Source organism: Arthrobacter sp. 10N418, from assembly GCF_056394725.1.
In genome coordinates this window covers 25,278-51,599 of the sequence record NZ_JBFTIK010000011.1, presented here as the reverse complement: position 1 = coordinate 51,599, position 26,322 = coordinate 25,278, and the positions used below count along the sequence as shown (strand labels likewise).

The 26,322-nt window shown below is 67.3% G+C and carries 28 protein-coding genes and 1 tRNA gene; 15 read left to right on the top strand and 14 right to left on the bottom strand.

Annotated elements, in window-relative coordinates:
* Window positions 1-129: 129 nt before the first annotated feature.
* Complete coding sequence (locus AC1DCZ_RS10585) at window positions 130-786, bottom strand: hypothetical protein (RefSeq protein ID WP_476896654.1); 657 nt, start codon at window positions 784-786, stop codon at window positions 130-132.
* 182 nt (window positions 787-968) lie between these two features.
* Here AC1DCZ_RS10585 and AC1DCZ_RS10580 point away from each other — a divergent pair.
* Window positions 969-1,041: transfer RNA gene (locus tag AC1DCZ_RS10580), tRNA-Lys, on the top strand.
* Between the two features lie 152 nt (window positions 1,042-1,193).
* Window positions 1,194-1,694 (top strand): MarR family winged helix-turn-helix transcriptional regulator, encoded by a 501-nt coding sequence (locus tag AC1DCZ_RS10575; RefSeq protein ID WP_476974539.1) that lies wholly within the window; start codon window positions 1,194-1,196, stop codon window positions 1,692-1,694.
* Between the two features lie 552 nt (window positions 1,695-2,246).
* On the opposite strand, the gene AC1DCZ_RS10570 is transcribed toward AC1DCZ_RS10575, so the two are convergent.
* Window positions 2,247-3,284, bottom strand: coding sequence for a lactonase family protein (locus AC1DCZ_RS10570; protein ID WP_476974538.1), 1,038 nt, complete (start codon window positions 3,282-3,284; stop codon window positions 2,247-2,249).
* 255 nt (window positions 3,285-3,539) lie between these two features.
* Here AC1DCZ_RS10570 and AC1DCZ_RS10565 point away from each other — a divergent pair, with 255 nt between their 5' ends.
* Window positions 3,540-4,391: a putative protein N(5)-glutamine methyltransferase gene (locus AC1DCZ_RS10565; RefSeq protein ID WP_476974537.1), complete on the top strand. Its 852-nt coding sequence runs from the start codon at window positions 3,540-3,542 to the stop codon at window positions 4,389-4,391.
* Between the two features lie 38 nt (window positions 4,392-4,429).
* On the opposite strand, the gene AC1DCZ_RS10560 is transcribed toward AC1DCZ_RS10565, so the two are convergent.
* From AC1DCZ_RS10560 to AC1DCZ_RS10540, 5 genes are all read right to left on the bottom strand, one after another.
* Window positions 4,430-4,846 carry a hypothetical protein gene (locus AC1DCZ_RS10560; protein ID WP_476974536.1) on the bottom strand — a complete coding sequence of 139 codons (417 nt, stop codon included), beginning with the start codon at window positions 4,844-4,846 and terminating at the stop codon, window positions 4,430-4,432.
* A gap of 107 nt (window positions 4,847-4,953) precedes the next feature.
* Entirely contained in the window at window positions 4,954-5,217 is a 264-nt protein-coding gene (locus AC1DCZ_RS10555) for a GlsB/YeaQ/YmgE family stress response membrane protein (protein ID WP_476896648.1), read from the bottom strand.
* A 136-nt stretch (window positions 5,218-5,353) separates the two neighbouring features.
* Window positions 5,354-6,325 carry an aldo/keto reductase gene (locus AC1DCZ_RS10550; protein WP_476974535.1) on the bottom strand — a complete coding sequence of 324 codons (972 nt, stop codon included), beginning with the start codon at window positions 6,323-6,325 and terminating at the stop codon, window positions 5,354-5,356.
* An 80-nt stretch (window positions 6,326-6,405) separates the two neighbouring features.
* A complete protein-coding gene (locus AC1DCZ_RS10545; RefSeq protein ID WP_463900988.1) occupies window positions 6,406-6,615 on the bottom strand; it encodes a dodecin in 210 nt (69 codons plus the stop codon).
* A 52-nt stretch (window positions 6,616-6,667) separates the two neighbouring features.
* Window positions 6,668-7,456: an SGNH/GDSL hydrolase family protein gene (locus tag AC1DCZ_RS10540; RefSeq protein ID WP_476974534.1), complete on the bottom strand. Its 789-nt coding sequence runs from the start codon at window positions 7,454-7,456 to the stop codon at window positions 6,668-6,670.
* Window positions 7,457-7,860: 404 nt separating this feature from the next.
* Between AC1DCZ_RS10540 and AC1DCZ_RS10535 the strand changes: the two genes are divergently transcribed.
* Window positions 7,861-8,118 (top strand): metal-sensitive transcriptional regulator, encoded by a 258-nt coding sequence (locus AC1DCZ_RS10535; RefSeq protein WP_138767747.1) that lies wholly within the window; start codon window positions 7,861-7,863, stop codon window positions 8,116-8,118.
* A gap of 20 nt (window positions 8,119-8,138) precedes the next feature.
* Here AC1DCZ_RS10535 and AC1DCZ_RS10530 read toward each other — a convergent pair whose 3' ends face one another.
* On the bottom strand, window positions 8,139-8,849 hold the full coding sequence (locus AC1DCZ_RS10530) for a FadR/GntR family transcriptional regulator (protein WP_476974533.1): 711 nt from the start codon (window positions 8,847-8,849) through the stop codon (window positions 8,139-8,141).
* Between the two features lie 162 nt (window positions 8,850-9,011).
* On the opposite strand from AC1DCZ_RS10530, the gene AC1DCZ_RS10525 reads away from it, so the two are divergent.
* The 8 genes from AC1DCZ_RS10525 (at window position 9,012) to AC1DCZ_RS10490 (ending at window position 17,450) form a co-directional block, all read left to right on the top strand.
* Window positions 9,012-10,517, top strand: coding sequence for a four-carbon acid sugar kinase family protein (locus AC1DCZ_RS10525; protein ID WP_476974532.1), 1,506 nt, complete (start codon window positions 9,012-9,014; stop codon window positions 10,515-10,517).
* A 46-nt stretch (window positions 10,518-10,563) separates the two neighbouring features.
* Window positions 10,564-11,463, top strand: a complete 900-nt coding sequence (locus AC1DCZ_RS10520) for an NAD(P)-dependent oxidoreductase (protein WP_476974531.1) — start codon at window positions 10,564-10,566, stop codon at window positions 11,461-11,463.
* Window positions 11,464-11,550: 87 nt separating this feature from the next.
* On the top strand, window positions 11,551-13,017 hold the full coding sequence (locus tag AC1DCZ_RS10515; protein ID WP_476974530.1) for a GntP family transporter: 1,467 nt from the start codon (window positions 11,551-11,553) through the stop codon (window positions 13,015-13,017).
* Window positions 13,017-13,892, top strand: coding sequence for a class II fructose-bisphosphate aldolase (locus tag AC1DCZ_RS10510; RefSeq protein WP_476974529.1), 876 nt, complete (start codon window positions 13,017-13,019; stop codon window positions 13,890-13,892). Before AC1DCZ_RS10515 ends, AC1DCZ_RS10510 begins: the two co-directional genes overlap by 1 nt.
* A gap of 142 nt (window positions 13,893-14,034) precedes the next feature.
* Complete coding sequence (locus AC1DCZ_RS10505; protein ID WP_476974528.1) at window positions 14,035-15,369, top strand: acyltransferase family protein; 1,335 nt, start codon at window positions 14,035-14,037, stop codon at window positions 15,367-15,369.
* Window positions 15,366-15,710 (top strand): GNAT family N-acetyltransferase, encoded by a 345-nt coding sequence (locus AC1DCZ_RS10500; RefSeq protein ID WP_476896639.1) that lies wholly within the window; start codon window positions 15,366-15,368, stop codon window positions 15,708-15,710. Before AC1DCZ_RS10505 ends, AC1DCZ_RS10500 begins: the two co-directional genes overlap by 4 nt.
* A gap of 115 nt (window positions 15,711-15,825) precedes the next feature.
* A complete protein-coding gene (locus tag AC1DCZ_RS10495; protein WP_476974527.1) occupies window positions 15,826-16,632 on the top strand; it encodes a hypothetical protein in 807 nt (268 codons plus the stop codon).
* Between the two features lie 35 nt (window positions 16,633-16,667).
* Window positions 16,668-17,450, top strand: coding sequence for an SDR family NAD(P)-dependent oxidoreductase (locus AC1DCZ_RS10490; protein WP_476974526.1), 783 nt, complete (start codon window positions 16,668-16,670; stop codon window positions 17,448-17,450).
* A 33-nt stretch (window positions 17,451-17,483) separates the two neighbouring features.
* Here AC1DCZ_RS10490 and AC1DCZ_RS10485 read toward each other — a convergent pair whose 3' ends face one another.
* The gene (locus AC1DCZ_RS10485; RefSeq protein ID WP_476974525.1) at window positions 17,484-18,545 is read right to left on the bottom strand and encodes an FUSC family protein; all 1,062 of its coding nucleotides are present in this window, start codon (window positions 18,543-18,545) and stop codon (window positions 17,484-17,486) included.
* A gap of 171 nt (window positions 18,546-18,716) precedes the next feature.
* Complete coding sequence (locus tag AC1DCZ_RS10480) at window positions 18,717-20,318, bottom strand: MFS transporter (protein WP_476896635.1); 1,602 nt, start codon at window positions 20,316-20,318, stop codon at window positions 18,717-18,719.
* Window positions 20,319-20,738: 420 nt separating this feature from the next.
* Between AC1DCZ_RS10480 and AC1DCZ_RS10475 the strand changes: the two genes are divergently transcribed.
* A complete protein-coding gene (locus tag AC1DCZ_RS10475; protein ID WP_476974524.1) occupies window positions 20,739-20,996 on the top strand; it encodes a hypothetical protein in 258 nt (85 codons plus the stop codon).
* 85 nt (window positions 20,997-21,081) lie between these two features.
* Window positions 21,082-21,342 carry a hypothetical protein gene (locus AC1DCZ_RS10470; RefSeq protein ID WP_476974523.1) on the top strand — a complete coding sequence of 87 codons (261 nt, stop codon included), beginning with the start codon at window positions 21,082-21,084 and terminating at the stop codon, window positions 21,340-21,342.
* Window positions 21,343-21,379: 37 nt separating this feature from the next.
* Here AC1DCZ_RS10470 and AC1DCZ_RS10465 read toward each other — a convergent pair whose 3' ends face one another.
* The gene (locus AC1DCZ_RS10465) at window positions 21,380-23,917 is read right to left on the bottom strand and encodes an ATP-dependent DNA ligase (RefSeq protein WP_476974522.1); all 2,538 of its coding nucleotides are present in this window, start codon (window positions 23,915-23,917) and stop codon (window positions 21,380-21,382) included.
* Between the two features lie 40 nt (window positions 23,918-23,957).
* Between AC1DCZ_RS10465 and ku the strand changes: the two genes are divergently transcribed.
* Window positions 23,958-24,950, top strand: coding sequence for a non-homologous end joining protein Ku (ku, locus tag AC1DCZ_RS10460; RefSeq protein WP_476974521.1), 993 nt, complete (start codon window positions 23,958-23,960; stop codon window positions 24,948-24,950).
* A 32-nt stretch (window positions 24,951-24,982) separates the two neighbouring features.
* Here the strand turns inward: ku and AC1DCZ_RS10455 are convergent, their stop codons facing one another.
* The 3 genes from AC1DCZ_RS10455 to AC1DCZ_RS10445 form a co-directional block, all read right to left on the bottom strand.
* Window positions 24,983-25,264: a DUF7218 family protein gene (locus AC1DCZ_RS10455; RefSeq protein WP_476974520.1), complete on the bottom strand. Its 282-nt coding sequence runs from the start codon at window positions 25,262-25,264 to the stop codon at window positions 24,983-24,985.
* Between the two features lie 2 nt (window positions 25,265-25,266).
* The gene (locus AC1DCZ_RS10450; protein WP_476974519.1) at window positions 25,267-25,770 is read right to left on the bottom strand and encodes an SRPBCC family protein; all 504 of its coding nucleotides are present in this window, start codon (window positions 25,768-25,770) and stop codon (window positions 25,267-25,269) included.
* Between the two features lie 244 nt (window positions 25,771-26,014).
* Window positions 26,015-26,293: an HPr family phosphocarrier protein gene (locus tag AC1DCZ_RS10445; protein ID WP_476896628.1), complete on the bottom strand. Its 279-nt coding sequence runs from the start codon at window positions 26,291-26,293 to the stop codon at window positions 26,015-26,017.
* Window positions 26,294-26,322: the final 29 nt, after the last annotated feature.

Sequence of the window (26,322 nt, the reverse complement as noted above, 5' to 3'; positions counted from 1 at the left end):
CTCTAGGCGGCTAAATGTTGAAGCCCGGGGGTTTCGCGGTTCGACACCGATTTCAGTTTTCTACGTGGGTTGCTGCAAGTCAACATTGACACTCGGGCGCCGGCGTGCGTATCCGCATCCCCGGGAAGTTCAGTCCAGCTCGCCCAGGCGCCACGCGTTGGCGGCATGTTCGAGGTCCTCGGCGGTTTTGACCAGCAGGTGCGAATTGCGGGTCAGTTTGCTGGCGTGGTTCTCGTTGCTGTGTTCCGCGCCGTCCGCGAGGGTCGCCTGGCCGAGTGCCACCACGCGGCAGAACGCGGCGGAGCGTTCCAGCGCGACGTCGAACTCGCCGTCGAAAGCGCCGGAAAGGATGGCGTCGGCCATGAGCTTCATTTCGTCCGCCCCGGGCGGCTCGGCGGCACCGGCCACCACATGGGAAACCTGGGCAGTGTCCTTGCCCGCTTTGAAGTAGACGGAGATCCTCTCCGGATCCTGGATGGTGGCGGCGCGCAGGGCATACAGGCGCCACAAAGCGCCGGGAAGGGAACGGGCCGGGCTTTCGGCCCACATCTCGGCGATCGCTTCCAGGCCTTGTTCGTCGGCGAGCTTGACCAGGCGCCTGGTGACCTTGGGGTCGTCGCTGTCCCGTCCGCGGCGCACGAGCGCCTGCGCGGCCAGGTGGGCGGCCTCGGACACGCGGGCCGGATCCGCCCCGCCGGCAAACGGCTCGAAATCGATGGGCGCGAAAGGCTTCGGCTTGTGGTGCCGGGGCGGTCCGGGGGTGCTGGATCCTGCTTGCTCGCTCATGCCACCACGCTACTCCAGTGCTGTCCGGGGGTCGAGCATGCCCCTCGCGGGCGGAAAGCCGGTGCACAGACGCCGTGCAAAACCCGGCTGCGGTCTGGGGTACAGTGTTAACGTCCAGAAATGGACTGGGCTGTTACGCTCTAGAACCCCGGACTTGTCCGCGGTTTTGGAGACGTCAGTGCGGGCCTTTAGCTCAGTTGGTAGAGCATCGGACTTTTAATCCGTGGGTCGTGGGTTCGATCCCCACAGGGCCCACTCTTTTAGCGAAGAGTGGAAAACCCCGGTTCCCTGCAATTGCAGGGGCCGGGGTTTTTTGTGTTCCGGCCGCCAGGCAGTGCCTGTACGCGGGTGGAATCGGCAGGCGAACTGCAAGACGGCCTAGTAGTCAGTTCGGCTAGGATTGTCCGATGAACTCGCACAGTGCGCCCGGTTCCGGTTTCTGGTACGGCCCCGATGGCCGGCTCGATCCGCCGGACGGGGTACTCCGGGCCCTGCGGGACTACCGGATTTCGGAAGCCGCCACGCGGCGGTCCACTCGTGAATCCATGGGCATGGGAGAGACGGACCTCCTTGCCCTGAGATACCTGTTGCGGGCCCGCGCCGGCGGTGGGCGAGTGGGACCCAAGGACCTGAGCCGCGCCCTGGGCATCACCACGGCCTCCACGACCACCCTGATTGACAGGCTCGTGGCCAGCGGGCACGTCCGCCGTGAACCGCACCCCACAGACAGGCGCTCCCTCGTGATTGTCCCCACCGGGGCCACGGACTCCGAGGTGCGGGCGACGCTCGGGGACATGCACCGCCGGATGATGGCCGTAGCCGAAGAGCTGAGCGCCGAGGAAGCCCGCGTTGTCATCAAATTTCTCCGGCGCATGAGCGAGGCGATTGCTGAGCGCCGGCCGCAATAGTTGAAGCGAGCGGTTGGGTCGTTCAAGTAATTAGCTTGGCTAGTTATATGTATGCTTAGTACTTGTGTTTGATAATCGTTGGCTAGAAGGAGCCGTTGCCGGCTCGGCGCCCCTCCCCGGCGTCTCGGGCCAGGCTTTGGGCCTGCTGCCCGGGCCGGTGCGGACAGAATCCACGCGGACGGGATCCATCACTGCAGCACGTCCTTCCGCCGCTTCGTGGCCTCCCGACGGTCCTGCACCCCGTCACTGCGGCACGGCCATGGAATGGAATTCTCCGGCACTCGGCACCATGTCAGCCCACACCTTTGAGACCTCGGACGAGCCCGTCAACTTGCCGCCCCTCTGGCGATGCCGATGCGGCTTCCAGCTCGACGGCATTGTCCAGACCTCCGATGCTCTGGCCGACTACTCCTGGCAAGGTCGATGAACCGGCCCGTTCCGGCAGCCGGCACAACGGCGCCGGTTCCGCAGCCATCTGGCCCGCAGCCCGCCGGCCTGCAGCCCGCCGGCCTGCAGCACGCCGGCTGAAACCGCGCCCGCTGTTACCGCCTCTTACCGCGCTGAGATCAGCGCCGTGGGGGAGTCCAGCTCCAGCCGGCTCGCCGGTCGGCCAGGAAGCCCGCTTGCCTGGTCCAGCGGGAAGCTCACAATATCGCCCGAGCGCTCGTGGGCCACGCGCAGCCAGCCGTCGCGGAGCAGATGATGCCGGGGCCAGTCTCCGCCACTGGGGAAATCAGCCACGGGGTGGAGGACGGTCCCGCCGGCCGTTGCCTCCAGGACGCTGATGCGGTTGGATCCCCGAACCCCTACGTAGGCGTACCCGCCACCGGCGGCCAAGGCGATCTCCGCCGCCGCGTCACCGGCCAGGGCCCCGCCGTGGGTGGCCGGACCGACGAATGCCAGCTCGAAGAGGCCCGATTCGGCGGACGGCGCCGCGACGGCCACTTCAAGTGAATACTCGGTCACAACAAACACCCGGCCGCTGGCATGCTGGACCAGATGGCGGGGACCGCTGCCGCGCGGCAGGACCACCTCATGGTCCAGGGCCAGGCCGTGCCCGGCGCGGACGTGCCAGATTCGCAGCAGGTCGTGGCCGAGGTCCGTAGTCATCACCCGGCCGTCTGCGAGCATCAGGCTCGCATGCGCGCGGCTGGGCCGTCCCGCGTCATAGGGGTCCCGGGACTGAACGGCCGCGAACCGGCTTGTGATACCGCCGTCGACGTCCAGCCCGTACAGCAGCACCTGGCCGTCGCCCCAGCAGGCCACCACCAGGAAACGCCCGGAAGGGTCAACGGCGACATGGCACGCGGCTTCCCCGGCCTGCCACGCCGGACCTGCAGGCTCCAGTCCGAAGGTGCCCGACCGCCGGTAGCCCCGGACGGTCTGCGCCTGTTCGGCCACTGCGTAGACCACCGGAAGGGAGGGGTGCACCGCCAGGAACGACGGCGAATCAGCCTCCGCCGCGACGCCCCGCCACTGCAGCGTGCCATCGGGAGCCGCCGAAACCGCACCGATTCCCGTCCCGCTACCGCCTCCGTCCGCCGTGTAGGAGCCGGTCCAGAAGAGATCCTGTGAAGGTGTGGATGCCATGCCCCTATCCTGCCAGCCCCATCCGGACAGTTGGACGTCGGCTAGCTGACACTGCTCCTGGGTGCCCGTTCCATCGCGGGACGCGACAGCCCGCATTCGCTACCATGGGGAATTCCAGCAACAGCCGAAGGAGGGGTTCCCATTCCTGCGACGCCACAAGCACCGTCAGCAAGGGTGCTCTCCGACGGCTGCCGGACGTCCGGCCGTGGCTGAATGACGGCGGGAGCGCCTGACAGCAAAGGCATAGGCGCTCCCATGTCCGCGTCCACAACGCGCGCCCCTGAGCCGGTCATCGTTGCCCGGCTCCGGGCAGCGGGCTGCGTTTTCGCTGAAGAAGAAGCACTCCTCCTCAGCGAGGCTGCGCAGACGCCGGAGCGGCTCGAGGCAATGCTGGACCGCAGGGTTTCGGGCCTCCCGCTCGAGCACATCCTGGGCTGGGCAGAGTTCTGCGGCCTGCGGATCGCCGTCGATACCGGCGTCTTCGTGCCCCGCCGCCGCACGGAATTCCTCGTCCGCCAGGCCGAACGGCTCCTGCAGACGTTCGACGGCGGCGGTGCCGCGCCCGTCGTCGTCGACCTCTGTTGCGGGTCAGGCGCGGTCGGGGCGGCGCTCGCCTACCTGGCCGGCCCGGTGGAACTGCACGCCTCCGACGTGGACCCCGTCGCGGTGGCGTGTGCGCGCCGGAATGTCCTCCCCGCAGGCGGCCGCGTCCATGAAGGGGACCTCTATGCTCCGCTCCCGGTCCGGCTGCGGGGACGGGTCGCGCTCCTGGCCGTCAATGCCCCCTATGTGCCGTCGTCCGCGATCGGATCAATGCCGCCGGAAGCCCGGCTGCACGAGCCCCGGGCCTGCCTCGACGGCGGTGCCGACGGGCTGGACGTACAGCGCCGGGTCGCTGCCGGGGCGCGGCAGTGGCTGGCGCCGGGCGGGCACCTGATCATCGAGACCAGCCGGCATCAGGCGCCGCGGACCGCGGAGATCTTTCTCCGTAGCGGCCTCTCGGCCCAGGTGCTCGGCTCCGCGGAGCTGGACGCCACGGTGGTTGTCGGGGCCGTGACGGCTCCGCCAGGGACGTCCGTCCCTGGCGGGACCTCCGCGGGCCGTTAAAGCGCGCCGCTGCGGAACGTGCTGCTGCTCGGGACCTGTTAGGAAGCCTTGTCCGGATCGACGTTGGTGGCGGCCCCGGCCGGGGTGGCCCCGCCTTCGTCAGACCAGTCCTGTCCGTCCGCGTCGGAGCGGGCCGGATCCGAGCGGACATCCGGGGCGGCCGGGATGGGAGTCCCGTTCCCGTTGCCGGCGCCCTGGTCCGGTGCGGAGTCGCGGCGCACGGCCGAGCTGATGACGGTTCCGGCACGGCGGGCGGCTTCGGCGAGCTGGTCTGTCACCTCGGGGGCCTTGTCCTTGACCGCCTCTGTGGCGGCCGCCATGCCGTCCTGGACCGGTTTGCTCTCCCAGAGGGCTGCGGCCCTGGCCTTGAGCTTTTCATATGCTGCACGCCCGGAGCGGGCTCCAAGAACGTAGCCGGCGGCGATTCCGGCGCCGAAGAGAATCTTGCCTTTCATGCGGTACTCCTGCCTTGTGAAGACGTTGAGAAGTGATGATGTTGGCCAGGTGCCAAAAAACCGGCTCCGGGAAGATTCCCGGAACCGGTTTTCGGTCACACTCCGCTTTAGCGGGCGGAGCGCTTGGTGATCATGCCGTAAACGAGCAGGACGATGATCGCTCCGCCGATGGCCAGGAGCCAGGTCGACAGAGAGAAGAACTCGTTGAGGCCCGTTCCGAAGAGCGCGCCACCAATCCAGCCGCCGAGAATGGCGCCCACAACGCCGAGCAGCAGCGTGATGAAGATGCCACCGCCCTGACGTCCCGGGAGGATTGCCTTAGCGATTGCTCCGGCGATGAGGCCCAGAATCAGAAATGCGAAAAAACCCATTTTGTTTCGTTCCTTCTTCATTGAGGAGGCACCCGGATTGCCGGGTGCGCTTCATCCTTCTGCCCTAATACTAATCATGCTTAGTATTAAAGTGCCACCCGGGCGTCGAAACCGCCAGCCCCCGCAGCCCGGGAACTTACCAGGCGTAGTCCTCCGGAGCGGTCCGGTGCCCCGGAAAGATCTCGTCAAGGCGAGTGAGTGCGCCAGCGTCGAGTTTGAGCTTGTGGGCCCTGACTGCGGCGTCAAGTTGCTCCCGGGTTCGCGGACCGATGATCGGCGCGGTCACGGCGGGCTGGTGCAACAGCCATGCAAGTGCCACATCCCCGGGCTCCTCGCCGAGTTCGTCGGCGAAGTCCTCATACCGCCGGATCTGGGCCTGGTGCGTCTTGAGGGTTTCGAGGGCGCGGCCCGTGGTGCGGCGGACGCCGTCGCCCTCTTTCTTGAGCACCCCTCCCAGCAGGCCGCCGTGCAGCGGGGACCACGGCATGAGCCCCAGCCCGTACTCCTCGGCGGCGGGAATGACCTCACGTTCCACGTCGCGGGTGATCAGGTTATAGATGGACTGCTCGCTGACCAGACCGTTGTAATTGCGGCGGGCCGCGGTTTCCTGGGCCCGGGCAATGTGCCACCCGGCGAAGTTGCTGCTGCCCGAGTACAGGATCTTGCCCTGCTGGACTGCAACCTCGATGGCCTGCCAGATCTCGTCCCAAGGTGCCTTCCGGTCCACGTGGTGGAACTGGTAGAGATCGATGTAGTCCGTCTGCAGCCGTTTCAGGCTCGCGTCGAGCGCCCGCCGGATGTGCAGTGCTGACAGCTTGGACTCGTTGGGCCGGTCCGCCATAGTGCCAAAAAGCTTCGTGGCCAGTACCGTGCGTTCACGGCGCTCGCCGCCCGTGGCGAACCATCGGCCGATAATTTCTTCGCTCCACCCCCGGCGGCTCGATCCGCCGTAGACGTTGGCGGTATCGAAGAAGTTAATGCCGGATTCCTGAGCCGAATCCATGATGGCATGGGCGTCCGCTTCCCCGGTCTGGGGGCCGAAGTTCATGGTGCCCAAACAGAGCCGGGAGACTGTCAGGCCCGAGCGGCCCAGATGTGTGTACCGCATGGATTATCCCTCCTGGTTTACGACGCCGGCCCGCTCGGTGCGGCGGCCCCGGACCGGGGCCGGCACTCCGGAGGCGGACGTCAGCGTTCCAGGCGGAACCCGAGCTTGATGGTTACTTGCCAGTCGGCAATCGCGCCGTTTTCGAGATGGCCGCGGACTTCCTTGACCTCAAACCAGTCAAGGTTCCGCAGGGTCTTTGCGGCCTCGGCGATTCCGTTCCGGACGGCGGCGTCGACGCCCTCGTTTGAGGTTCCGACAATTTCAGAAATGCTGTAAGTGTGGTTAGACAACTTTGCTCCTCGTGATCGCCATCGATGCCCGGCAGCGGGCCGTTCCTGCAGACTAGCCGACGGATCCCGGCCGGACTAGGGGTGCAGTGCCCGCGGTTGTTGCCCCGACGGCGGGCCCGGGCTCCGGACGTTTGGCCATCAGGGGTGGATCGTCTGCCCGCGGCCTGATCCGGCTCATCATCCAGGGCAGCAGGTAGTGCGTCACCCAGGCCAGGTCTCCGGCCTTGCTTTCCCGCCAGCTGCCGTGGGGCATCGGCTTGGGCTCAAGGGGAATCAGGCTGTGGGGGACGTTGAGGGTCTCCAGCACCATCGTGGCAATTGTGTGGTGTCCCAGCGGCGAGAAGTGCAGGCGGTCGGGATCCCACATGCGCGGATCAGCCAACTGCCGCAGCGTCCACAAGTCGGCAATGACTCCGTTGTGGCGTGCGGCAATGGTGCGGATGTTTTCGTTGAACACGGCCACCTTGCCGCGGGTATGGCCCAACAAGGGCGTCTCGCCCCAGTCCGGCCCCGTGAACAGCACTACTGTGGCCCCCGTGGCGCTGAGCGCTGCCACCGCGGCGTCGAGGGCCGCGGCCATCCGGTCAGGATCGCCGCGGTGGAACACGAGGTCGTTTCCGCCGGCCGAAAGCGTCACGAGGTCCGGCTTCAGGTCGATGGCGGGGCCCAGCTGCTGGTCGATGATCTGGCGCAGCACGAGGCCGCTGATGGCCAGGTTGGCGTACGCAAAATCGCCGCGTCCCTGGCTGAGCTCCTCGGCGATGCGGTCCGCCCAGCCCCTGATGCCGCCGGGGCTGAGCGGTTCCGGGTCGCCGATTCCCGCCGTGAATGAATCGCCCATGGCAACGTACCGGCCCCACGGGCGGGAGGTCCATGAACGTGCCCATGGACTCCGTGCCCCTGAACTCCACGCTCCTGAACCCGATGGCCCGGCGGCGGGACGTTTGGCACCGGCCTCGCCGGCGCCCGGTTCGAGGAACCCGGAGGCGTTCACACGATCAGCAATACGCCGATATTCCATGCCGCGCTAGGTACTTATGCCCCTACCGCCGCAGACCCCCGGGGCTGATGGTCCGGGCATCGACCGGCAGGGCGCCATCGCGAACCGGCAGCTGCCTTCGCGAGCCGGCAGAACGCGGACGGCCTCGCCGGCGCCCGGTCCGTCGCGTGCATACTCCCTGGGGTATGGCAAATACTGAGGGGGGTATACCATGGACTAGACCCTGCTGCTCCCGGAGGTACCACATGGAACTCGATCCCACCGACATGAAGTCAGTCATCAACCGGCTTCGGCGTGCCCAGGGGCAGCTTGCGGCGGTCACCCGGATGATCGAAGAGGGCCGCGACTGCAAGAGCGTCGTCACCCAACTGGCCGCGGTCTCCAGCGCCCTGGACAAGGCCGGATTCTCCATCATCGCCACGGGCCTGCAGCAGTGCATGCAGCAGGAGGACCCGAGCCTGGACCGGGCGGAACTGGAAAAGCTCTTCCTCTCCCTCGCGTAGGCGGTCCGCCGGCACAAGCGTCAGGCGGGACGGTCCGCCAGCACGTAGGTCTTGAGGTCATCGAGGGTCTGCTGCATGTGTGCATCCATCGCGTCGCGGGCCAAGTGCGGATCGCGGGATGCCAGTGCATCGACAATCCTCTCGTGGTGTCCGATTGCGTGCTCCTGGATTTCAGGGACCTTCGAGGTCTCCGTCCGGCGCTTTTCCAGAACCCGGTGCAACGGTTCGAACAACACTGCGACAAAGACGTTTTCGGAGGCCTGCAGGATCAGGTCGTGGAAGCCCAGGTCAGCCTTGACGAACGCGGCAACGTCGTTGCCTCCATGTGCCAGCCGCATCGCTGCCACGAGGCCGTGGAGCGTTTGGATGTCGGCGTCGGTGATCCTCCCGGCGGCCAGTTCGCAGGCGCCGGTTTCGAGCATCCGGCGGAGCTCAATCAGCTGAATTGCCGCCGAGGCATCGTTCTTGCCTTCCGACGCCGCCCGCAGCACTGCCTCAAGGGAGGCCCAGCGGTTCAGCGGGTTCACGAACGTGCCACGGCCGCGCTCCACGCTCAGGATCCGTTGGGCTTCGAGGGTCTTCATCGCCTCGCGCACCGTCATGCGGCTGACCTCGTGCCGGGCGCTCAGCTCCAGCTCCCCGGGGACACTTGACCCTGGCGGGAATTCGCCGGCAATGATCCGGTCGAGCAGTTCATCCGCCACCACGCCGACCAACGATTTCCTAGCCAATTTTCCCCATCCAGCGACCCGGTTCTGCCTGAGTGCCAAGTCTACTTGCGCGTCGTTGTGCCGTATGCCACACTGGCATTCAGTAGTCAGATGTCAGACATCTTACAAATAACTTCCTGCGGTTACCCGCATCCCGCAGATTTACACACAATGGAGTGCAAAGTGATCCTCGAAGCAGATGTGCTGGCCGCTTTCCCGGCAGAGGTACAGATTCCCGCCCGGCTCGTGGCCGACAGCGTGGCCGCCGCATCCGAAGAATTCCCCCGGCTCCTGGTGGTTCTTGACGACGATCCCACCGGAACGCAGTCCGTCGCCAACCTCCCGGTCCTCACCCGTTGGGAGGTCGCCGATTTCACGTGGGCATTCGGACACGAAATCGACGGCCGGCGCCCGGGCGCCGTGTATGTGCTGACCAACACCCGGAGCCTCGATCCGGCCGAGGCGGCGGCGCGCAACGAGGAAGTGGTCCGGAATGCCCTCGTGGCAGCAGCTGCGTTGGACCCTGCCGGGTCCAGGCTGCGCTTGAACTTCGTCAGCCGCAGCGACTCCACCCTCCGGGGCCACTACCCGCTGGAACCCGACGTCATTGCGGGCACCATCAAGGCTGTCGGCGGCGAGGAGACGGACGGCGTCGTCATAGTCCCGGCGTTCCCGGACGCGGGCCGCGTCACGATCGGCGGCGTGCACTACATGCGCGGCACCGGCGACGAGGCCGGCCAGCTCACCCCGGTGGCCGAGACGGAGTTCGCCCGGGATGCCAGCTTCGGCTTCGCCAATTCGGAAATGGCCAAGTACGTCGAGGAGAAGTCACAGGGCCGGTTCGCCGCAGACTCGGTGATCGTGCTGGACCTGCACATCATCCGTGCCGCGGGGCCGGACGGCGACCCGTCCGTGTCAGCAAAGTCCATTGCTGACGCCCTCGACTCCGCCACGGATTCGACCCCGATCGTGGCGGACATCGTCACCGAAAACGATCTCCGCGCCCTGGCCCTGGGCCTGGCGGAAGCCGAGCGCCGCGGCAAAAAGCTGCTGTACCGGGTGGGACCGCCTTTTGTCCGGGCCCGCATCGGCCAGGAAATCCGCACCGAGCTCAGCGGCGAAGAAGCCTACGCGGGCAACACGCCGTCGGAAGCGGGGGGCCTGATCGTCGTCGGCTCGCACGTCGGCGTCACGACGCGCCAGCTCAACGTCCTCACCGCAGAACACCGCGCGGCGCGGATTGTGGAGATCGACGTTGCCGGGCTCCTCGGCGACACCGCCGGAAGCTACCTGGACGCGGTCGTTGACACCCTCGTGGCAGCCCTGCGCAACGGCGACGTGATCGTGCACACCAGCCGCTCACTGGTCAAGTCTGCCGACGCCGCCGAAAGCCTGCGGATCGCCCGCACGGTTTCCGCCGCCGTCGTCGCGGTGGTGAACCGAACGCTCAAGACCTTCCCCCCGCGCTTCGTGATCGCCAAGGGCGGCATCACGTCCTCGGACGTTGCCGCGCACGGCCTGGAGATCCGGCACGCAATCGTCCGCGGACCCATGCTGCCGGGCATCGTGAGCCTGTGGGAGCCGGTCGACGGACCCGCGAAGGGGATTCCGTACATCGTCTTCGCCGGCAACGTCGGCGACGACGACTCCCTGGCGCAGGTCACCCGCAAGCTCAGCAACACCTTCTGAGCCCCCTTTCCTTTCGCCCCATCCACCGATTTCAATGGAGAAAACCATGACCGCAGAATACAAAGTCACCGTCCTCGGCCTTGGCGCCATGGGCCTGCCGATGGCCATCCGCCTGGCCACCCAGCTGACAGTGCACGGCTTCGACATCGCCGAGCCTCGCCTCCGGCTTGCCGAAGAGGCCGGCGTCCGGACCTTCGCCTCCGCCCGTGAAGCCGCCCAGGAAACGGACGCCCTGCTCCTGGCCGTGCGCAACGGCGAACAGCTCAATGACGTCCTCTTCGGCGAGAACGGCGTCGCCTCGGTGCTGAAGCCGGGCGCCGTCGTCATCCTGACCAGCACGGTCGGCACCGAAGCCATCCCGGCCACCGTCGCCCGCCTCGCCGAACACGGCGTGGCCCTGGTTGACGCACCGCTCTCCGGCGGACCCAAGCGCGCCGGCGAAGGCGACCTTCTGATCGTCGTCGGCGCAGGGCCCGCGGCCCTCGAAACCGCCCGCCCGGTCCTGGAACTCCTCGCCTCCACCCTGACCGTGGTTGGCGACAAGCCCGGCGACGGCCAGGCCCTCAAGACCGTCAACCAGCTGCTCTGCGGCGTCCACATCGCCGCCGCCGCCGAGGCGATGGCCCTGGCCGACGCCCTCGGCCTGGACCAGGCCAAGACCCTGGCCGCACTCGAAGCCGGCGCCGCGGGCTCCTTCATGCTCTCCAACCGTGGACCCCGCATCCTGGAGGCCTACACCGAGGAAGGCGCCGAGGTCCTCAGCCGTCTCGACATCTTCGTCAAGGACATGGGGATCGTGGGCAAGGCCGCCCGCGCCGCCGGCCTTGCCGCCCCGGTTGCCGCCGCCGCCGAACAGCTCTACCTCCTGGGCCAGGCCCAAGGCCTCGCCGCCGCCGATGACTCCGCCGTCATCAAGGTTCTCGCGCCCACCAAACGCACCGCCTAAAAAGAAAATCCCGCGCCCGGCGACGGCGGATCCCCTCCGCCGCTGCCGGTCCCTTCCCCGCTTTCCCGTCAAAGGAGACCTCCACACATGACACCCCTGTTCAATTCCGTGATGGTGCGCGCCGCCGACGCGCCCGTCATCAAGCCGGCCGTGGAGCTGGGCACTCCGCTGCTGCTGGCCATCGCCGTTGCCGCGGTGGCACTGCTGCTGCTGATGATCATCCGCTTCAAGATCCAGGCCTTCGTGGCCCTGCTGGCCGTCAGCATCCTGGTGGCCGTAGCCGCCCAAATCCCGCTCAAAGACGTGTTCACCGTCGTATCCAACGGTGTGGGAAGCACCCTCGGAAAGGTCGCGATCCTGATCGCCCTCGGCGCCGTGCTGGGCCGGATGATCGAGGTCTCGGGCGGCGTGCAGTCCCTCGCGGACCACTTCACCCGGAAACTGGGCGTCAAGCGCGTGGCCGTGGCCCTCACCGCCGTCGGCTTCCTGGTCGCCATCCCGGTCTTCTTCGAGGTCGGCATCATCGTGCTCGTCCCGATCGTCTACGCCTTTTCCAAGATCGCCAATCTGCACCCGGTGAAGTTCGGCCTGCCGATGGCGGGCATCATGCTCTCCATCCACGTGGCAGTCCCGCCGCACCCGGGCATCGTCGCCGGTGCGGGCGTGCTCGGCGCCGACATCGGCCTGATCGCCCTGATCTCCCTGTCCATCTGCGTGCCGCTCGGTTTCCTCTCCTACTGGGTGGCGGCCATCTTGAACCGCAAGGACTTCGACCTGCTGCCGGGCGTCAAAGCGCAAGTTGACGAATTCGGCTCCGGTTCGCTGGTCCGCACCGGCCACGCCGGACCCGGCCACCACGCCGTCGCCCCGCCGCGTCCGGGCCTGATCATCTTCCTCATCGCCGCCCCGATCACGCAGATCCTGCTCGGCACCCTCGGCACGCTCGTGATCGACAAGAAGGACTACTGGTACGGCGTCGCCGCCTTCGTCGGCAACCCGTTCCTGGCGCTCCTCGTGGCAGTGGCCCTGTCCTTCTTCCTCCTCGCCGTCCGCCGCCGGTGGTCCCTGAAGGAAACCGGCGAGATCTTCGAAGGCGCCCTTCCGCCGATCGCGTCCATCCTCATGGTGGTAGCCGCCGGCGGTGTCTTCGGCGGCGTCCTGCAGGTCTCCGGGATCGGCGCGGCGCTCTCCGAGACCCTCGACACGCTGGGTGTGCCCCTGCTCCTGCTCGGCTTCATCATCTCGCTGGCCCTGCGCGCCGCCCAGGGTTCGGCCACGGTCGCCATCGTCACCACCACCGGGCTGCTCTCCGCGGCCGTCGCCCACGGCGGTTACACCCCGGCGCAGATCGCCGTGATCGTGATCGCCATCGGCTTCGGATCCCTGGGCCTGTCGCACGTCACCGACGCCGGCTTCTGGGTGGTCGTGCGGTACTACGGGCTGACCGTCGCCGACGGACTCAGGACCTGGACCGTCCTCACCACCGTGCTGGGACTCGCCGGCTTCGCCCTGACATTCGTGGCCTGGACCCTGGTGGGCGGCCTGGGCATCTGATGCGGACCCGACTCGATCACCTGGTTCTCGCAGCGCTCCAGCAGGGTTCGGCTGTCCCCGCTTTCACCTGCTATGACTTCACCACGGCCCTGGCCGTGGTCGCCGCGGCCGAGGAAGCCGGCCGCGGGGCGATCCTGCTGGTGGCGCCGAAGACGGCGGCCACCGCCAACGGGCTCCGGCTGATCGCAGCATTCCGCGGACTCGCCGACGGCGCCGGCGTTCCGATCGCCGTGCAACTGGACCACGCCGCTGATCCGCAGATGATCGCCGACGCCGTCACGGCGGGGGCGGACTCCGTGCTGGTCGACGGATCGTCCCTGCCGTACGAGGACAACATCGCCCTGGTCCGCGGCGTCCGGCAGGCCCTGGCAGGACAAGGCGCCGGCGTCGTGATCGAGGCGGAACTCGGCGGCCTCGCCGGGGATGAGGACCGTGCCTTCGGCGCTGACGCCGCAGGCAGCGCCGCACTTGGCGCCGGCGAGGCCGGACTGACCGATTCCGCCCAGGTGGAGGACTTCGTGGCGCGCACCGGCGCCCAGCTGCTGGCCGTGGCAGTGGGCAACGTCCACGGGAAGTACAAGGGTGAGCCGCGGCTGCGCTGGGACGTCCTGCAGGACATCGCCGTGCGCACCCGCGTTCCGCTGGTACTGCACGGGGCATCCGGGATTCCCGCCGCTGAACTCGTCAAGGCGGCCGCGATGAACGTCGGGAAGGTCAATTTCAACACCGAGCTCCGCACCGGCGTGCTGGCCATGCTCCAGGAGCAGACCGCCGCGCACCGGGCCGACGGCGAGAACCTCCTGGGCCTGCTCGGCCGGTGGGACGCCGAGGCCAGGACGTTCGCGGCCAACGCCCTGGCGACGCTGTCCCGCTGACCCTGCTGTCCCGCAGCACCTCCCGTCCCAGTCGAACCCTGCCGGTGCAGGCCGGGGCCGACGCTGGCTGTTGGCCCCGGCAAGGCCGACAATGAAATCGACGCAGCACACCAGGCGGCCGCGTTCGCAGGCAAGGGGCGCAATGCGTGTTCCACGACAGCGGGACACCGATCCGGACATCGCTCCGGAGCGCGACCTGGCGATCGACCTCGCCAGGTTCTTCTGCCTTGCCCTGGTGGTGGTGGGACACACCATGATGGTCAGTCCGGTGCTGCACCCGGACGGCACCGTGACGAGCGAAAACACGCTGGGAAACGAGCCCTGGTTTGAGCCCGTCATCTGGGTCCTGCAGGTGATGCCGCTGTTCTTCCTCTCCGGCGGCATCACCGGGCTGCAGTCCTGGCGCCGGCTCCGCGCCCGCGGCGGCAGCCCGTTCGACTTCATGCAATCCCGGATGCTGCGCCTGATCCGTCCGGCGGCTGTGCTGTTGACCTTCATGTTCATCGGGCTGTGGGCCGCGCGGCTGGCGGGGGTGGATCCGCAGGTCGTCCAGCTGCTCGCGTCAGGGGCTGGAATGCCGTTGTGGTTCCTGGCTGCCTACCTGGCGGCGCAACTGAACCTCCCGCTCCTGGCCGCGCTGCACTCCCGCGCGCCGTGGCTGACCCTGGCAGGGCTCACCGCGCTCGTGGTGAGCATTGACTGCCTTCGCGGCGCGCTGCCGCTGCTGGCCTACGCCAACATGATCTTCCTCTGGTGCGCCGTGCAGCAGCTTGGTTTCATCATCGCCGACGGCCTGCTGCTGGCGCTGGGGCGGCCCACCCTGGTGGGCATCATGGCGGCCAGCAACCTGGGCCTGGGGCTGCTGGTCCTGTTGGGACTGTATTCCGGAAACATGCTGGTCAACCTCAATCCGCCCAACCTGAGCCTGTTGTTCCTCGGAATATCGCAGGCCGCTGCCCTGCAGCTCTTCCGTCCGTTACTGGCCCGGCTGGCCTCCGTTGCCTGGGTGCGGCAACTGGTGGCCGTTGCAGGCCGCCGGTCCATGACCGTCTACCTGTGGCACCTGCCCTTGCTCGCGGCCATGTCCGGGCTCCTGCTGCTGACCAGGGTTCCCCAGCCCGCCGGAGGGACCACAGCGTGGTGGTGGAGCCGGCCACTGGTCCTGCTCGCCGTCGTCCTGCTGCTGCTGCCGGTCCTGGCGCTGTTCGGCCGGCTGGAGGAACGTCCGACGTCGTCCGCCCACGCGCGCAGGCGTCCGGCGGCCGCGGTGCTGACCGCCGCCGTCGTCGTCTACATTCCGGTGTCCGACGCCGCGCTCCACGGACTCACTCTGGGGCTGCTCGGCGGGGGAGCGGCGTGTTTCGCCCTCGCCACCCCGCTGCTCGGCCGCGTCCCTGCCCGGACGGCGGCGGAGGCCCCGCCCGGTTCCGGACCGCCATTGCCACACCCGCCTTTAAGTGCCAATGTCGAACCATGACGGAGAACTCGGCAGCCATTGAAGATACGTTCAGCCCGGACGTCTCCACGACCCGGAACGATGAGCTGCACCGCTATGAACTCCACGTCGGCGGCAAGCTCGCCGTCGAGATCCGGTTCATTGACAGGCCCGGCCATATCGACTTCATCCATACCGACACGGCGGAGCGATTCCAGGGAAAGGGCCTTGCGAAGGTGCTGGCCCACTTCGCCCTCGACGACGTTGTTGCTTCCGGTAAGAGAATCATCCCGGACTGCCCTTTCATGTACCGGTACCTGCGCAAGCACGATGCCTACAACCAGTGCGTCGACTGGCCGGAACGCCCGCCGGAAGGAGCCTGAACCCGGGCACTGCAAGGTCTGGGACAACCGGCAGGCTTGTGACCCGAACGACAACCTCGTAAGGTTCTACCAGAGTTATGCAGCTGGCTCTTGAACGAGTCCTTTGGAGAACCCTGTGAACCATAAACTGCGTGTACTTGTCCGTGTGGACGTCGATCCCGGACACGTGACTCTCGAAGTCACCGGCTGCGTCACCCAGTCCGATTCCGCCACCCTGATGCACATTGTGCGGCGGGCAGGCCGCCTCGGGGCAGGGGTTGATGTGGTCGTGGACCTGCACGGCGCGTCCCATCTGGACCCGGAAGTGCTGCTGGACCTGCGCCGCCTGGCGGAAGCCGGATCCCAGCGAGGCCCCGGTGCCGGGGACACTGCCGCCCCCGGCCCAACCGCGCAGTTCCGCCTGGTCCTGGACGAGCCCGCAGAGCTGCCCATCTGCCTCCTGCACGTCGGTGCTGACGGCGAAGTCCTCGCAGGACTCGACGCCGAAATCCGCCTGGTCAGCCCCGGAGTCGGCAGGACCGGCGAACCGGCAGGGCCACTTGGCGGCGGAACGCTTAATGTCGGAATCCTGGACGCCGGAACGGAGGAGGCCAACAGCCCGCTTGCGGCGGAAATCAGCGGCGTCGACGACTATGAACTCATCAACGGGTTGGCGTTGCGTGACTACTTCGAGGGCACCCTCGATCCCGCGGCCACGGTCCGGGCGCTCTCGGACACCGCGCTGTGCCAACTCGCCGACGCGTTGTACCGCCACCTCGATACGCCCACGCCGTCCTTCGGCGCCCACACCTGGTACGAGCTCGCCGCCGAAGAGCTTCAAAACCGTCACCTGACGGACGCCGGCGGCCCGGCGGAAGACGAGCTGGCGGCAGGGACCGGCCCGGCGGAAGACGAGCTGGCGGCAGGGACCGCGCTGGCCTGACCCGGCGCCGCGCCCGGCCCAGATAGGCTGTCGCTATGAACCCAGTCACCGCGAAAACAGTTGGCACCACCGCCTTGGTCACCGGAGCAACCGCGGGCATCGGGGCGGAGTTTGCGCGGCAGCTCGCCGAACAGGGACACCATGTGGTGCTCGTGGCCCGTGACGCCACCCGGCTGAAAGCTTCAGCCGGGGAACTCGAGAAGCGCTACAGCATCAGCACCGAAGTGATCGCTGCCGACCTGACCGACGACGCCGGCGTCGCCGCCGTCGTCGCGCGGCTCACGGACCCCGCGAGGCCGGTGGAAATTCTTGTCAACAACGCCGGCATCGGGCTGCTTCATTCCTTCGAGGAGAACGGCATCGCCGAGGAGAAGCGGCACCTCAAGCTCCACGTTGAGACCGCCATGGAGCTCTGCCATGCGGCGCTGCAGGGCATGCTGGCGCGGAAGTCCGGAAGGATCGTCAATGTCTCGAGCGTGGCGGCATTCCTGCCCCGCGGAACGTACTCGGCCGCGAAGGCGTGGCTCCTCAGCTTCTCCCGCTGGGCCAACATGGCGTACTCCCCGCACGGCGTAAAGGTGACGGCAGTGTGCCCGGGGTTCACGCGCACGGAATTCCACGACCGGATGGGCATGGACACCGGTGTTGCCCCGCGCTGGCTGTGGCTGCAGGCCGGACAAGTGGTCCGGGAGGGCCTGGCAGACAACGAAAAGGGCAAAGCGGTCTCCATTCCCAGCAAGCGCTACAAGGTCGTGGCCTCGGCCGCCCGGCTGCTGCCGGCACGGTTAGTGGCAGGTCCGCCCCGGCGCCCCAAGTAGCAGAGGGCATCCGGCCGGCGGCCCGGCGTTGGGTCACATCCCGGGGACGCGGCGCGGCCGCCTGCGGATCAGCACCACCACGAGGATGCCCACGACGGCTCCGAGCAGAGTCTCAACGGCGCGCTCGGTCACGAGGACGTGGGGATCGGCGGGCGCCGCAAGCTGGGTCATGAGCAGGATCACGGGTGTGAAGGAGACCATGGCGAGGCCATAGTGCCTGGTCATGAACAGTTCCGTTGTGAACTGCAGGACGATCACCAGAACGGCCAGGACCGCGGCCTCGGACCCTGGGAAAGCCCTGAGCGGGGACCCTGCCCATGGGAACAGCACGATTGCGACCACAACCAGGCCCAGGAGAGTGCCGACAATGCGATGGAGTCCACGGTAGACGCTGCTGGGCATATCCGCCCCGGCAAGTGGCACTGCTGCCGCCGCCATGGCCCAGTGCGGGTGGCCGCTTCCGCTGAGGACCCCCACGGTGCCGGCGCCCCCCACCGCAGAGACATAGCGGGCAGCATGGATCCACGCCGCCCGGCGACGTGCGCCACGCAGCGGACGGACATCCCGTTCCAGGCCCCGGTGCCACGTGCGGTTCCGCACCCAGCCGCCAAAGCCGACGAGTATAGAGAAAGCGGCGGACGCGGCGGCGATCCCGACGGCGGCCGGCCACGGGACGGACGTGGGGATGGACGCGCACGCGCCCAGGGCCAGGATTCCGAAGAACGGGCCGTTGGGCTTGAGACCCACCCGGTCGGCGAACAGCGATCCCGCACCGGACAGGACGGCCTCGGTGGCCACGAGGGCCCAGGAATGCAGGTGGTTGACCGAGAGGAAAACGCCGACCCCCACCCCCGCCAGCAGGAGGAAGGCCGCCTGGCCTTGGTGCCGGAGCCTGAGCTGGTGCGGCTCGGAACGGCCGTACATTCCCGTCAGGGCGCCGAAGACGGCGTAGATGATAAGGTCCGGCCGTCCCGCGGCCAGCAGCACCAGCGACGGCGCCGCCACACTTAATGCCACACGCCAGGCCGAGACGCGGTCCTGGTTCGCTGGCGCGAAGCTGTGCAGGGTGCGGACGTGGCGAAAAAGGGACTGCAAGGAGGTCTCTCCCCTCTCCGGATGGAAGACGGCTGGGCAGGTGGCTGGGCGTGCGAGCACGAACTCAAGGGGACGGACATGCCCGAAAAGGCCTGCCCGCGTGCTTCCCCCAAGGGAACAAACACGCAGGGCAGGCCTCTCCAGGCGGGGCTCCGGACTAGTCGATCACGCTCAGGTCCGGGCCGGGACCTTGGCGGAGTCGGGACCGGCCACGGATTCCGGGGCCGCAGCAGCGAACGGCATGTCCATGTGCTCAAGGTCGATCAGCGGGTTCTCGTCCTGGTTCGCGACCAGTTCGCGGGCCTCGGCCTGGGTGTCCACGCTGGGCATGGAACCCGGCAGCGGCATCTGGGCCGATTCCTTCAGGAAGTAGATTGCTACCGCGCCGATGGCGGAGGTGGCCATCAGGTAGTACGCGGGCATCATGTCATTTCCCGTGGCGCTGATCAGTGCGGCAACGATGAACGGCGTGGTGCCGCCGAAGATGGCCACGGCGAAGTTGTAGGCGATGCCCATGGCGCCGTACCGGCTCGACGTCGGGAACTGGGCCGGCAGCGCCGAGGCGAGGTTGGCCACGTAGAACGTTACCGGGAAGGCGATCAGGGAAAGACCGCCCAGTGTTGACCAGATATTGCCGACGCCGATCAGGAGGAACGCAGGCGTTGCAAGTACAACAGTGCTGATGGCGCCGATCCAGAGGACGGGACGGCGGCCGATCCGGTCGGATAGCTTGCCGGTCAGCGGAATGCAGAGGCTCATGATGACGAGCACGGGGATCGTCAGCAGGGTGCCGTGGATGGGGTCATAGCCCTTGGATTCGGTGAGGTACGTCGGCATGTACGACGTGAGGGCATAGCCGGCCGTATTCGCGGCTGCCACCAGGATCATCGCAACGATGATGGAGCGCCAGTAGGCCTTCACGATGCCCACCGGCCCCTTGGTCGCGGCGGCGTCACCGGCAGTTGCGTCCTTGGCGAGCTCTTCCTGGGCATCCAGGGTCGCCTGGAACTGCGGCGATTCCTCGATCTTGCTCCGGAAGTATACGGCGATCAGGCCCAGCGGCCCGGCGACGAGGAACGGGATCCTCCAGCCCCACTGCTCCATGGTGTCCTGGCCAAGGGTCAGCTGGAGCACGGATACAAGGGCGGCGCCGATGGCGAAGCCGAGGTAGCTGCCCATGTCCAGGAAGCTGGCGAAGAAGCCGCGGCGCTTGTCCGGGGCGTACTCGCTCACAAACGTTGTGGCGCCGGCGTATTCGCCGCCCGTGGAGAAGCCCTGGATGACTTTGAACAGGACCAGCAGGACGGCCGCCCAGATGCCGATCTGTGCATACCCGGGGAGAAGGCCGACGGCGAAGGTGCTCGCGGCCATGATCATCAGGGTCGTGGCAAGGACCTTCTGGCGGCCGATCTTGTCGCCGAGCCAGCCGAAGATGACTCCGCCGAGGGGGCGGGCAATAAACGTGGCGGCGAAGGTGCCAAGAAGGAACAGCGTCTGGACGGACTTGTCCGCCTCCGGCAGGAATACCGGTCCCATGGTGGTGATCAGGTAGCCGAACACGCCGACGTCGTACCATTCCATGGTGTTTCCCACGATGGTTCCGCCGAGTGCTTTCTTGAGCATCGGCTGGTCGACAACGTTGACGTCGGACTCTTTGAGTCGACGGCGGGTCCTTAGCTTCGGTTTCTTTGCACGCTCGGGTGCAAACTGGTTGGTTCCGCTGGCGTTCATCACGCCTGCTGAAGAGTCGGTCGTGCTTCGGTCTGTGGGCATTTGGGCGACTCCTATGGAGGTCATTTGCTTGCGACTTGTAGCTGCCCCGCTCTGGGCAGGCTCTCAATTTTACGCGATTTCCATGGCATTTCCGAGTTCGATGCCGTATGATCCGGTGTTTTGGCTCCGGATCAGGGCCCAGCCGGGAGAATCCTTTCCGCGGTTTCACCGCTCCATTGCTGGGAACTGCGGCGGTGGTCGGCGCCGCGGCCAAAGTTTTTTCTCCCGAGGGCGCTTGAGGCTGTTTTTGGGGCCAAAACTGCCGGCCCGGGCCCCGATTGCGGGTCCGTTTGCGGGTCTGTTTGTGGGCGGTTGAGCCCCGCGCCGGACCGAAGATGCGGGGTATCCAAGGAGCCCGGAAAGCGCTTAGGGTTGAAGCCAGCGGACCGCCGACGACACGCCACACTAGGAGAGCAATCCATGACTGGCAACAACACCGAGAAAACCGATCCGGGCACTCCCGAGGGAACAACGCCCCAAGTGGCCGGAGACGACACCGAAACGCAGGCCACCCAGGAGGCAGCGAAGGGCGTCCGATCACGGCTGACGGATGCCCAGAAGGAAATGCTCGCCAGCAAATCGAGGGGCGGCGCCGGCTCGCAAAGCGTCGGGCACAGCCACAAGCCGACTCATGCCAGCGGAAAGCAGGGACCGCCGGAAAAGAAAGTCCGCTGGTAGCGCTACAGACTTCTCCTGCCTGCCGACCTACGATTGGTGGACACTTCATTTCACAGCGGTAATTGCACGGCGGAAAGGAAGAGCAATGGCAGATCATCACTCCGGAGAAGAGATCGAGCCTGGGGTGGCCAGCCACTTGGCTGAGTCCATGGATGAGGCCCCTGGTCCCGAGCCGGTGCATCAGCTTCCGCCCCCCGCATCCGAGGGGCATTCGTGGCCGGACGGCAGCGGCAAGCACCGCCACCCGAAGGACCGCGATGAGGTCCGCGGGCGGCAGAGCCAGCAGGTTTCAGGGGCTGCCGAGCACCGGACCAGCCGCCCGGACATCCCTCACCACGACAAGTGACAGGCCGGCCCGGCGCAAAGCTGAGCCGGGCCCGGCATCATTCGAGCACCACGTCCGCCGGCTTCTTGTCCGGCCGCCAGCCGCGCCATACGGGGTGCCGGAGCTTCCCGCTGCCGGTCCATTCCCCGTAGGCCACTTCTCCAACGAGCTTCGCTGACACCCAGTGGGCATCCGAGGCGTCCGCCGCCGGGACCTCCCCGAAGGGGGAGGTTTTCCGGGGCAGGGCGTCGAGTTGTTGCCGTAGCTCCTTGAGTTCGCGCGTGCTGAAACCGCTGCCCACCCGCCCGACGTACCGCAGCTTCGCGCCGTCCGGAATCCCGAGCAGCAGTGAGCCCACGGAGTTCTCGCGCTCGCCCTTTCCCGGACGCCAGCCGCCGACCACCACTTCCTGGGTGCGTCCGAACTTGAGCTTGAGCCAGGACCGGCTGCGTTGCCCGACGTAGCGGCCGTCGGTGCGCTTGGCCATTACCCCCTCGAGCCCCAGCTCCTCGGCGCTCGCCAGGATGTGCGCGATGTCGCCGTCGATGACCTCAGACAGTTCCACCGGGCATCCCGAAGGGTGGAAGAAGTTCTCCAGGCGCGTCCGGCGCTCCCGCAGGGGCAGGCGGCGAAGATCAGCGCCGCCGTCGAACAGCAGATCGAACAGCATCAGCCGCACCGGCGTGGACACCTGTGCCTTCGCGACGTCGGCGGCTTTGGTGAGGTTCATGCGCCCCTGCAGCAGCCCGAAATCGGGCCGGCCGGCGGGCCCGACGGCGATGATCTCCCCGTCGGCTGCGAAGTTCCCTTCCGGCCAGCACGCGCGGTCCGTCAGTTCCGGGTAGGTGGCAGACATGTCGTTGCCGTTGCGGCTGATGAGCCGGACCTTCGCGGCATCCCCCACAACCAGGGCCCGCAGGCCGTCCCATTTGAGTTCGAATTGCCAGTCCTTGCCGGCCAGATCCGCGGTGGTGCCGGCGCTGGCCAGCATCGGGCCCAGATCCGGGCCGGGAGGAGCCGCAGATCCGGCATTGTCAGTGCCTTCCCGGGCGGCGGGCTCAGCTGCGGTACCGCCCGCCGCGGCGCCGGATGTTTCCGACCCCGGCTCCGGGTGCGTTTGTTTCGACCCGAGGGGGTCCATCAGGTGGATGAGCCATTGGTCGTTGCCTTGGCCGGTGTGGATCAGGGCGAACCGGCGGGTGCCGCCGAGGCCGCCGTCGTCCGCTCCCGTGAGGGTGGCGATAACCTCCTTGCCGGCGACCCACTTCTCGCATTCGTAGGACCCGTGGTCCCAGATGCTGACGGTACCGGCTCCGTACTGGCCTTTGGGGATGGTGCCCTCGAAGTCCGCATAGTCCATCGGGTGGTCCTCGGTCTGGACGGCGAGGTGGTTCTTGGCCTTGGACGTCGGGACGCCTTTAGGGAGGGCCCAGGACACGAGGACGCCGTCGCGCTCCAGCCGGAAATCGTAGTGCAGCCGGCTGGCGTGGTGCTCCTGGATGACGAACTTCTCCCGCAGCGTGCCGGCGTCGGCCTCGTGGTGCCGCTCTGCCGTGAACGGCTCCGGGGTGAGGGCCGCGTCCCGCTTAGTGCGGTATTTCTCCAGCCGGGGGTCCGAGTGGCCGCCGTCGCCGTCGGGGGAACCGTGGCCGGGGGCCTGTCCGGGGCGATCCGGTGCGGGTCCGGAGGCGGAGGCTCCCGAGATGGCGGCGAAGGGGTCCTTTCCGGCCTGCACGCGTTTCAGGACCTCCCGGTAGTCCAGCTGATGCAGGGAGGCGGAGGCGAGTTCGCGCCAGGTGCGCGGCGCCGCCACCATGGGGTGCAGCCGGCCGCGCAGCGAGTACGGGACGATCGTGGTCTTTGCGGCACTGTTCTGGCTCCAGTCCACAAGGACCTTGCCGGTGCGGAGGGTCTTCTTCATGTCGCTCACGGCCAGCTCCGGATGGTCTGCTTCCAGCGAACGCGCCAGTTCATGGGCGAACTCGGAGATCTGCTCGGACGTCTGCGTGCCGTCGAGGTGCGCGTAGAGGTGGATCCCCTTGCTTCCGCTCGTTACCGGAACCGGATCGAGGCCTACATCGCGCAGGATGGTGCGGGCCAGCATGGCGACTTCCACGCACTCCGCCAGCCCGGCACCCTCGCCGGGGTCGAGGTCCAGCACCAGCCGGTCCGGATTCGTGGCGTTCCCGTGTGAATCCACCCGCCACTGCGGGACGTGGAGCTCAAGGGCGGCGGACTGGGCCAGCCAGGCCAGGGTGGCGGGGTCGTTGACAAGCGGATACTGGATGGTCCGGTCCTTGTGCGTAACCGACGCGCGAGGTATCCAGCCCGGCGTCGAATGGTCCAGGTTCTTCTGGAAGAACATCTCACCCGGGGCCCCGGCCGTTCCGACGCCGTGGACCCAGCGCTTGCGGGTGGCAGGCCGGTTGGCGGCGGCCGGAATCAGCACGTGCGCCACAGCGGCGTAGTAGGCCAGGACGTCGGCCTTGGTGGTCCCGGTCTCCGGATACATGACCTTGTCCAGGTTGGTCACCACCAGCTCACGGCCGTCAACGCGCACCCTTTCCCGGCTTCTTGCTGGTGTCCGGTCAGGCATGGGACTTCTCCTCCGTGCAACTGTGATGTTCACTTGATCCATGAGAGCCATCTGGAAAGGCGCGATAGCGTTTGGGCTGGTCAACGTCCCCGTCAAGGTCTACAGCGCCACCGAGGACCACGACATCAGCCTGCATCAGGTCCACAATGCCGACGGCGGGCGGATCCGCTACCAGCGCCGCTGCGAGGTCTGCAGCAAGATCGTGGACTATGAGGACATAGACAAGGCCTACGAGGACGAGGGCCGGACAGTGGTGCTCAGCCGCGAGGAGCTCAAGTCCATCCCGGCCGAGAACAGCCATGAGATCGACGTCGTGCAGTTCGTCCCTGCCGATCAGCTCGACCCGATGATGTTCGAAAAGAGCTACTACCTGGAGCCGGATTCCAAGTCTCCCAAGGCCTACGTGCTGCTGCGCCGCGCCCTCGAAGACACGGACCGGGTGGCGATCGTGCAGTTCGCGCTGCGTGAGAAGACCCGGCTGGGGGCCCTGCGGATCCGCGATGACGTGCTGGTGCTGCAGTCCTTGCTCTGGGCCGACGAGGTCCGGGAGGCCAGCTTCCCGGCCCTCGAAACCTCCATCCGCATCTCGGCCCAGGAACGCGAAATGTCCGCGGCCCTGGTGGAGTCGATGGCCGCCGACTTTGAGCCGGAGCAGTTCACGGACGACTACCAGCTGCAGCTGCGCCAGCTTATCGACGCGAAGCTGGAAAAGGGGGAGTCCCTCGACACCGAGGAAACCTTCGGGGTGCCCGCCGCCGAGGCAGGCAGCGGCGAAGTGATCGACCTCATGGAGGCGCTCAAGCGCAGCCTGGAAAAGAAGCGCGGGGGCGGCACCTCCGCCGCGGCCCCTTCTTCGAAGGCTGCGGGCGGCTCCAGGGCGGCCCCGAAAACCGCATCCCGGGCGGCAGCCCCGAAAACCGCATCCCGGGCGGCAGCGAAGGCCGGACCCAAAACTGCCGCGAAGACGCCCGCCAAGACAGCACCGAAGACGGAACCCAAGGCTGCCGCGAAAAGGACCCGCAAGGAGGCCTGAGGCGTCGGCGCGGCACCCGGCGGCCACCGGGATCAGGAGTTCCTGAGCGCGGAGATGAGCTCGTTCTTCGTCTTCGCCGAGTACCTGGTCAGACCGATCTCCTTGGCGCGTTTCTTCAGCTCGGGGACGGTCCAGTCCTCGTAGTCACCGGCCCGGCCGCCTTTCCGGCCCACCGCGGAGCGGCCGCGCTTGGCGGCTGCGTTGGAGATACGGGCGGCTTTTTGCCGGGACGCGCCGTCGGCCCGCAGTTCCTTGTAGAGCTCCGGGTCCTTGATACTGGGGCCCTCAGCCCCGGCGGCCTTGTTCGTGGGCACGGTTACCTCGGTTCGCGGGGTCCGGCGGCGGGCGGGTTGTCGTCGGCGACTTCCCCCTGGTCGACGGCGGAACGCCACTCCCCGGTTTCGATGCCGCGCGATTCGATGAACTCCTTGAACCGGCCGAGGTCCGCGCTGACCTGCCGGTGGTCGGCTCCGAGTGCCGACCCGGCCTTTTCCACGAGGCCCTCGGGTTCCCACTCAAGCTCGACGTTCACCCGGGTGCGCTCAGCCCCCAGGGATTCGAACGTCACCGTTCCGGCGTTGCGGGGCTTGTCCGTGCTGACCCAGGCGATCTTCCGGTCCGGCGTCTGCTCGATGATTTGGGCCCCGTATTCGCGCCGCACGCCTGCGATGTCGGTGCTGAAATGGAGCGAGGTCTCGTCGATCTGCTCCACCGCCTCGACGCCCGTCATGAAGACCGGAAAAGTTTCGAACTGCGTCCACTGGTTGTACGCAGTAGACACGGGGACATCGACTTCAATGCTTTCGTGGACGCTTGCCATGGGGTCTCCTTTGGCCGGGAAGTCATTTCTGCGGCGGCCCGCTGCAACGGCGCCGCGCTTTCCAAGCTATCGGCGGGGGAGCGCCGTGACAAGGATTCAGTAAGGTTGCTTACGGCAGCCCGTGGACCACGGGCCCGCGCCTTCCTTTCCGGATCGACCCGCCCTGCCGTTAACGCAAAATCCCGGTACCGCCGCAACAGGCAGGACCGGGATTCTGTCGGGCGAATGCCCCGAGAAGGTGACGCTATGCGGCGTCGTGATCCGTCTCGAGGATCTGGACGAGGCGCTCCAGCGCCGCGTCGGCGCCCTCACCCTCGGCACGCAACACCACAACCTCGCCGTGCGATGCGCCCAGGCTCATCAGCGACAGGATGCTTGCAGCGTCCATGGCCTCATCTTCGGGCTCGCCCAGGCGGGCAATGGTGATTTCGAGATCGAACTCGCCTGCTGCCTCGGCGAAGATGGCGGCCGGGCGGGCGTGCAGCCCGACTCGGCTGCCAATGGTGGCGTTACGTTCGGTCATTTCTGCTCCTTGATTTCAGCTTTGGGACT

Coding starts and splice junctions, on each gene's coding strand:
- AC1DCZ_RS10585 (WP_476896654.1), bottom strand. CDS start 786: ATGAGCGAGCAAGCAGGATCCAGCACCCCCGGACCGCCCCGGCACCAC.
- AC1DCZ_RS10575 (WP_476974539.1), top strand. CDS start 1,194: ATGAACTCGCACAGTGCGCCCGGTTCCGGTTTCTGGTACGGCCCCGAT.
- AC1DCZ_RS10570 (WP_476974538.1), bottom strand. CDS start 3,284: ATGGCATCCACACCTTCACAGGATCTCTTCTGGACCGGCTCCTACACG.
- AC1DCZ_RS10565 (WP_476974537.1), top strand. CDS start 3,540: ATGTCCGCGTCCACAACGCGCGCCCCTGAGCCGGTCATCGTTGCCCGG.
- AC1DCZ_RS10560 (WP_476974536.1), bottom strand. CDS start 4,846: ATGAAAGGCAAGATTCTCTTCGGCGCCGGAATCGCCGCCGGCTACGTT.
- AC1DCZ_RS10555 (WP_476896648.1), bottom strand. CDS start 5,217: ATGGGTTTTTTCGCATTTCTGATTCTGGGCCTCATCGCCGGAGCAATC.
- AC1DCZ_RS10550 (WP_476974535.1), bottom strand. CDS start 6,325: ATGCGGTACACACATCTGGGCCGCTCGGGCCTGACAGTCTCCCGGCTC.
- AC1DCZ_RS10540 (WP_476974534.1), bottom strand. CDS start 7,456: ATGGGCGATTCATTCACGGCGGGAATCGGCGACCCGGAACCGCTCAGC.
- AC1DCZ_RS10535 (WP_138767747.1), top strand. CDS start 7,861: ATGGAACTCGATCCCACCGACATGAAGTCAGTCATCAACCGGCTTCGG.
- AC1DCZ_RS10520 (WP_476974531.1), top strand. CDS start 10,564: ATGACCGCAGAATACAAAGTCACCGTCCTCGGCCTTGGCGCCATGGGC.
- AC1DCZ_RS10515 (WP_476974530.1), top strand. CDS start 11,551: ATGACACCCCTGTTCAATTCCGTGATGGTGCGCGCCGCCGACGCGCCC.
- AC1DCZ_RS10510 (WP_476974529.1), top strand. CDS start 13,017: ATGCGGACCCGACTCGATCACCTGGTTCTCGCAGCGCTCCAGCAGGGT.
- AC1DCZ_RS10505 (WP_476974528.1), top strand. CDS start 14,035: ATGCGTGTTCCACGACAGCGGGACACCGATCCGGACATCGCTCCGGAG.
- AC1DCZ_RS10500 (WP_476896639.1), top strand. CDS start 15,366: ATGACGGAGAACTCGGCAGCCATTGAAGATACGTTCAGCCCGGACGTC.
- AC1DCZ_RS10490 (WP_476974526.1), top strand. CDS start 16,668: ATGAACCCAGTCACCGCGAAAACAGTTGGCACCACCGCCTTGGTCACC.
- AC1DCZ_RS10480 (WP_476896635.1), bottom strand. CDS start 20,318: ATGCCCACAGACCGAAGCACGACCGACTCTTCAGCAGGCGTGATGAAC.
- AC1DCZ_RS10475 (WP_476974524.1), top strand. CDS start 20,739: ATGACTGGCAACAACACCGAGAAAACCGATCCGGGCACTCCCGAGGGA.
- AC1DCZ_RS10470 (WP_476974523.1), top strand. CDS start 21,082: ATGGCAGATCATCACTCCGGAGAAGAGATCGAGCCTGGGGTGGCCAGC.
- AC1DCZ_RS10465 (WP_476974522.1), bottom strand. CDS start 23,917: ATGCCTGACCGGACACCAGCAAGAAGCCGGGAAAGGGTGCGCGTTGAC.
- ku (WP_476974521.1), top strand. CDS start 23,958: ATGAGAGCCATCTGGAAAGGCGCGATAGCGTTTGGGCTGGTCAACGTC.
- AC1DCZ_RS10450 (WP_476974519.1), bottom strand. CDS start 25,770: ATGGCAAGCGTCCACGAAAGCATTGAAGTCGATGTCCCCGTGTCTACT.
- AC1DCZ_RS10445 (WP_476896628.1), bottom strand. CDS start 26,293: ATGACCGAACGTAACGCCACCATTGGCAGCCGAGTCGGGCTGCACGCC.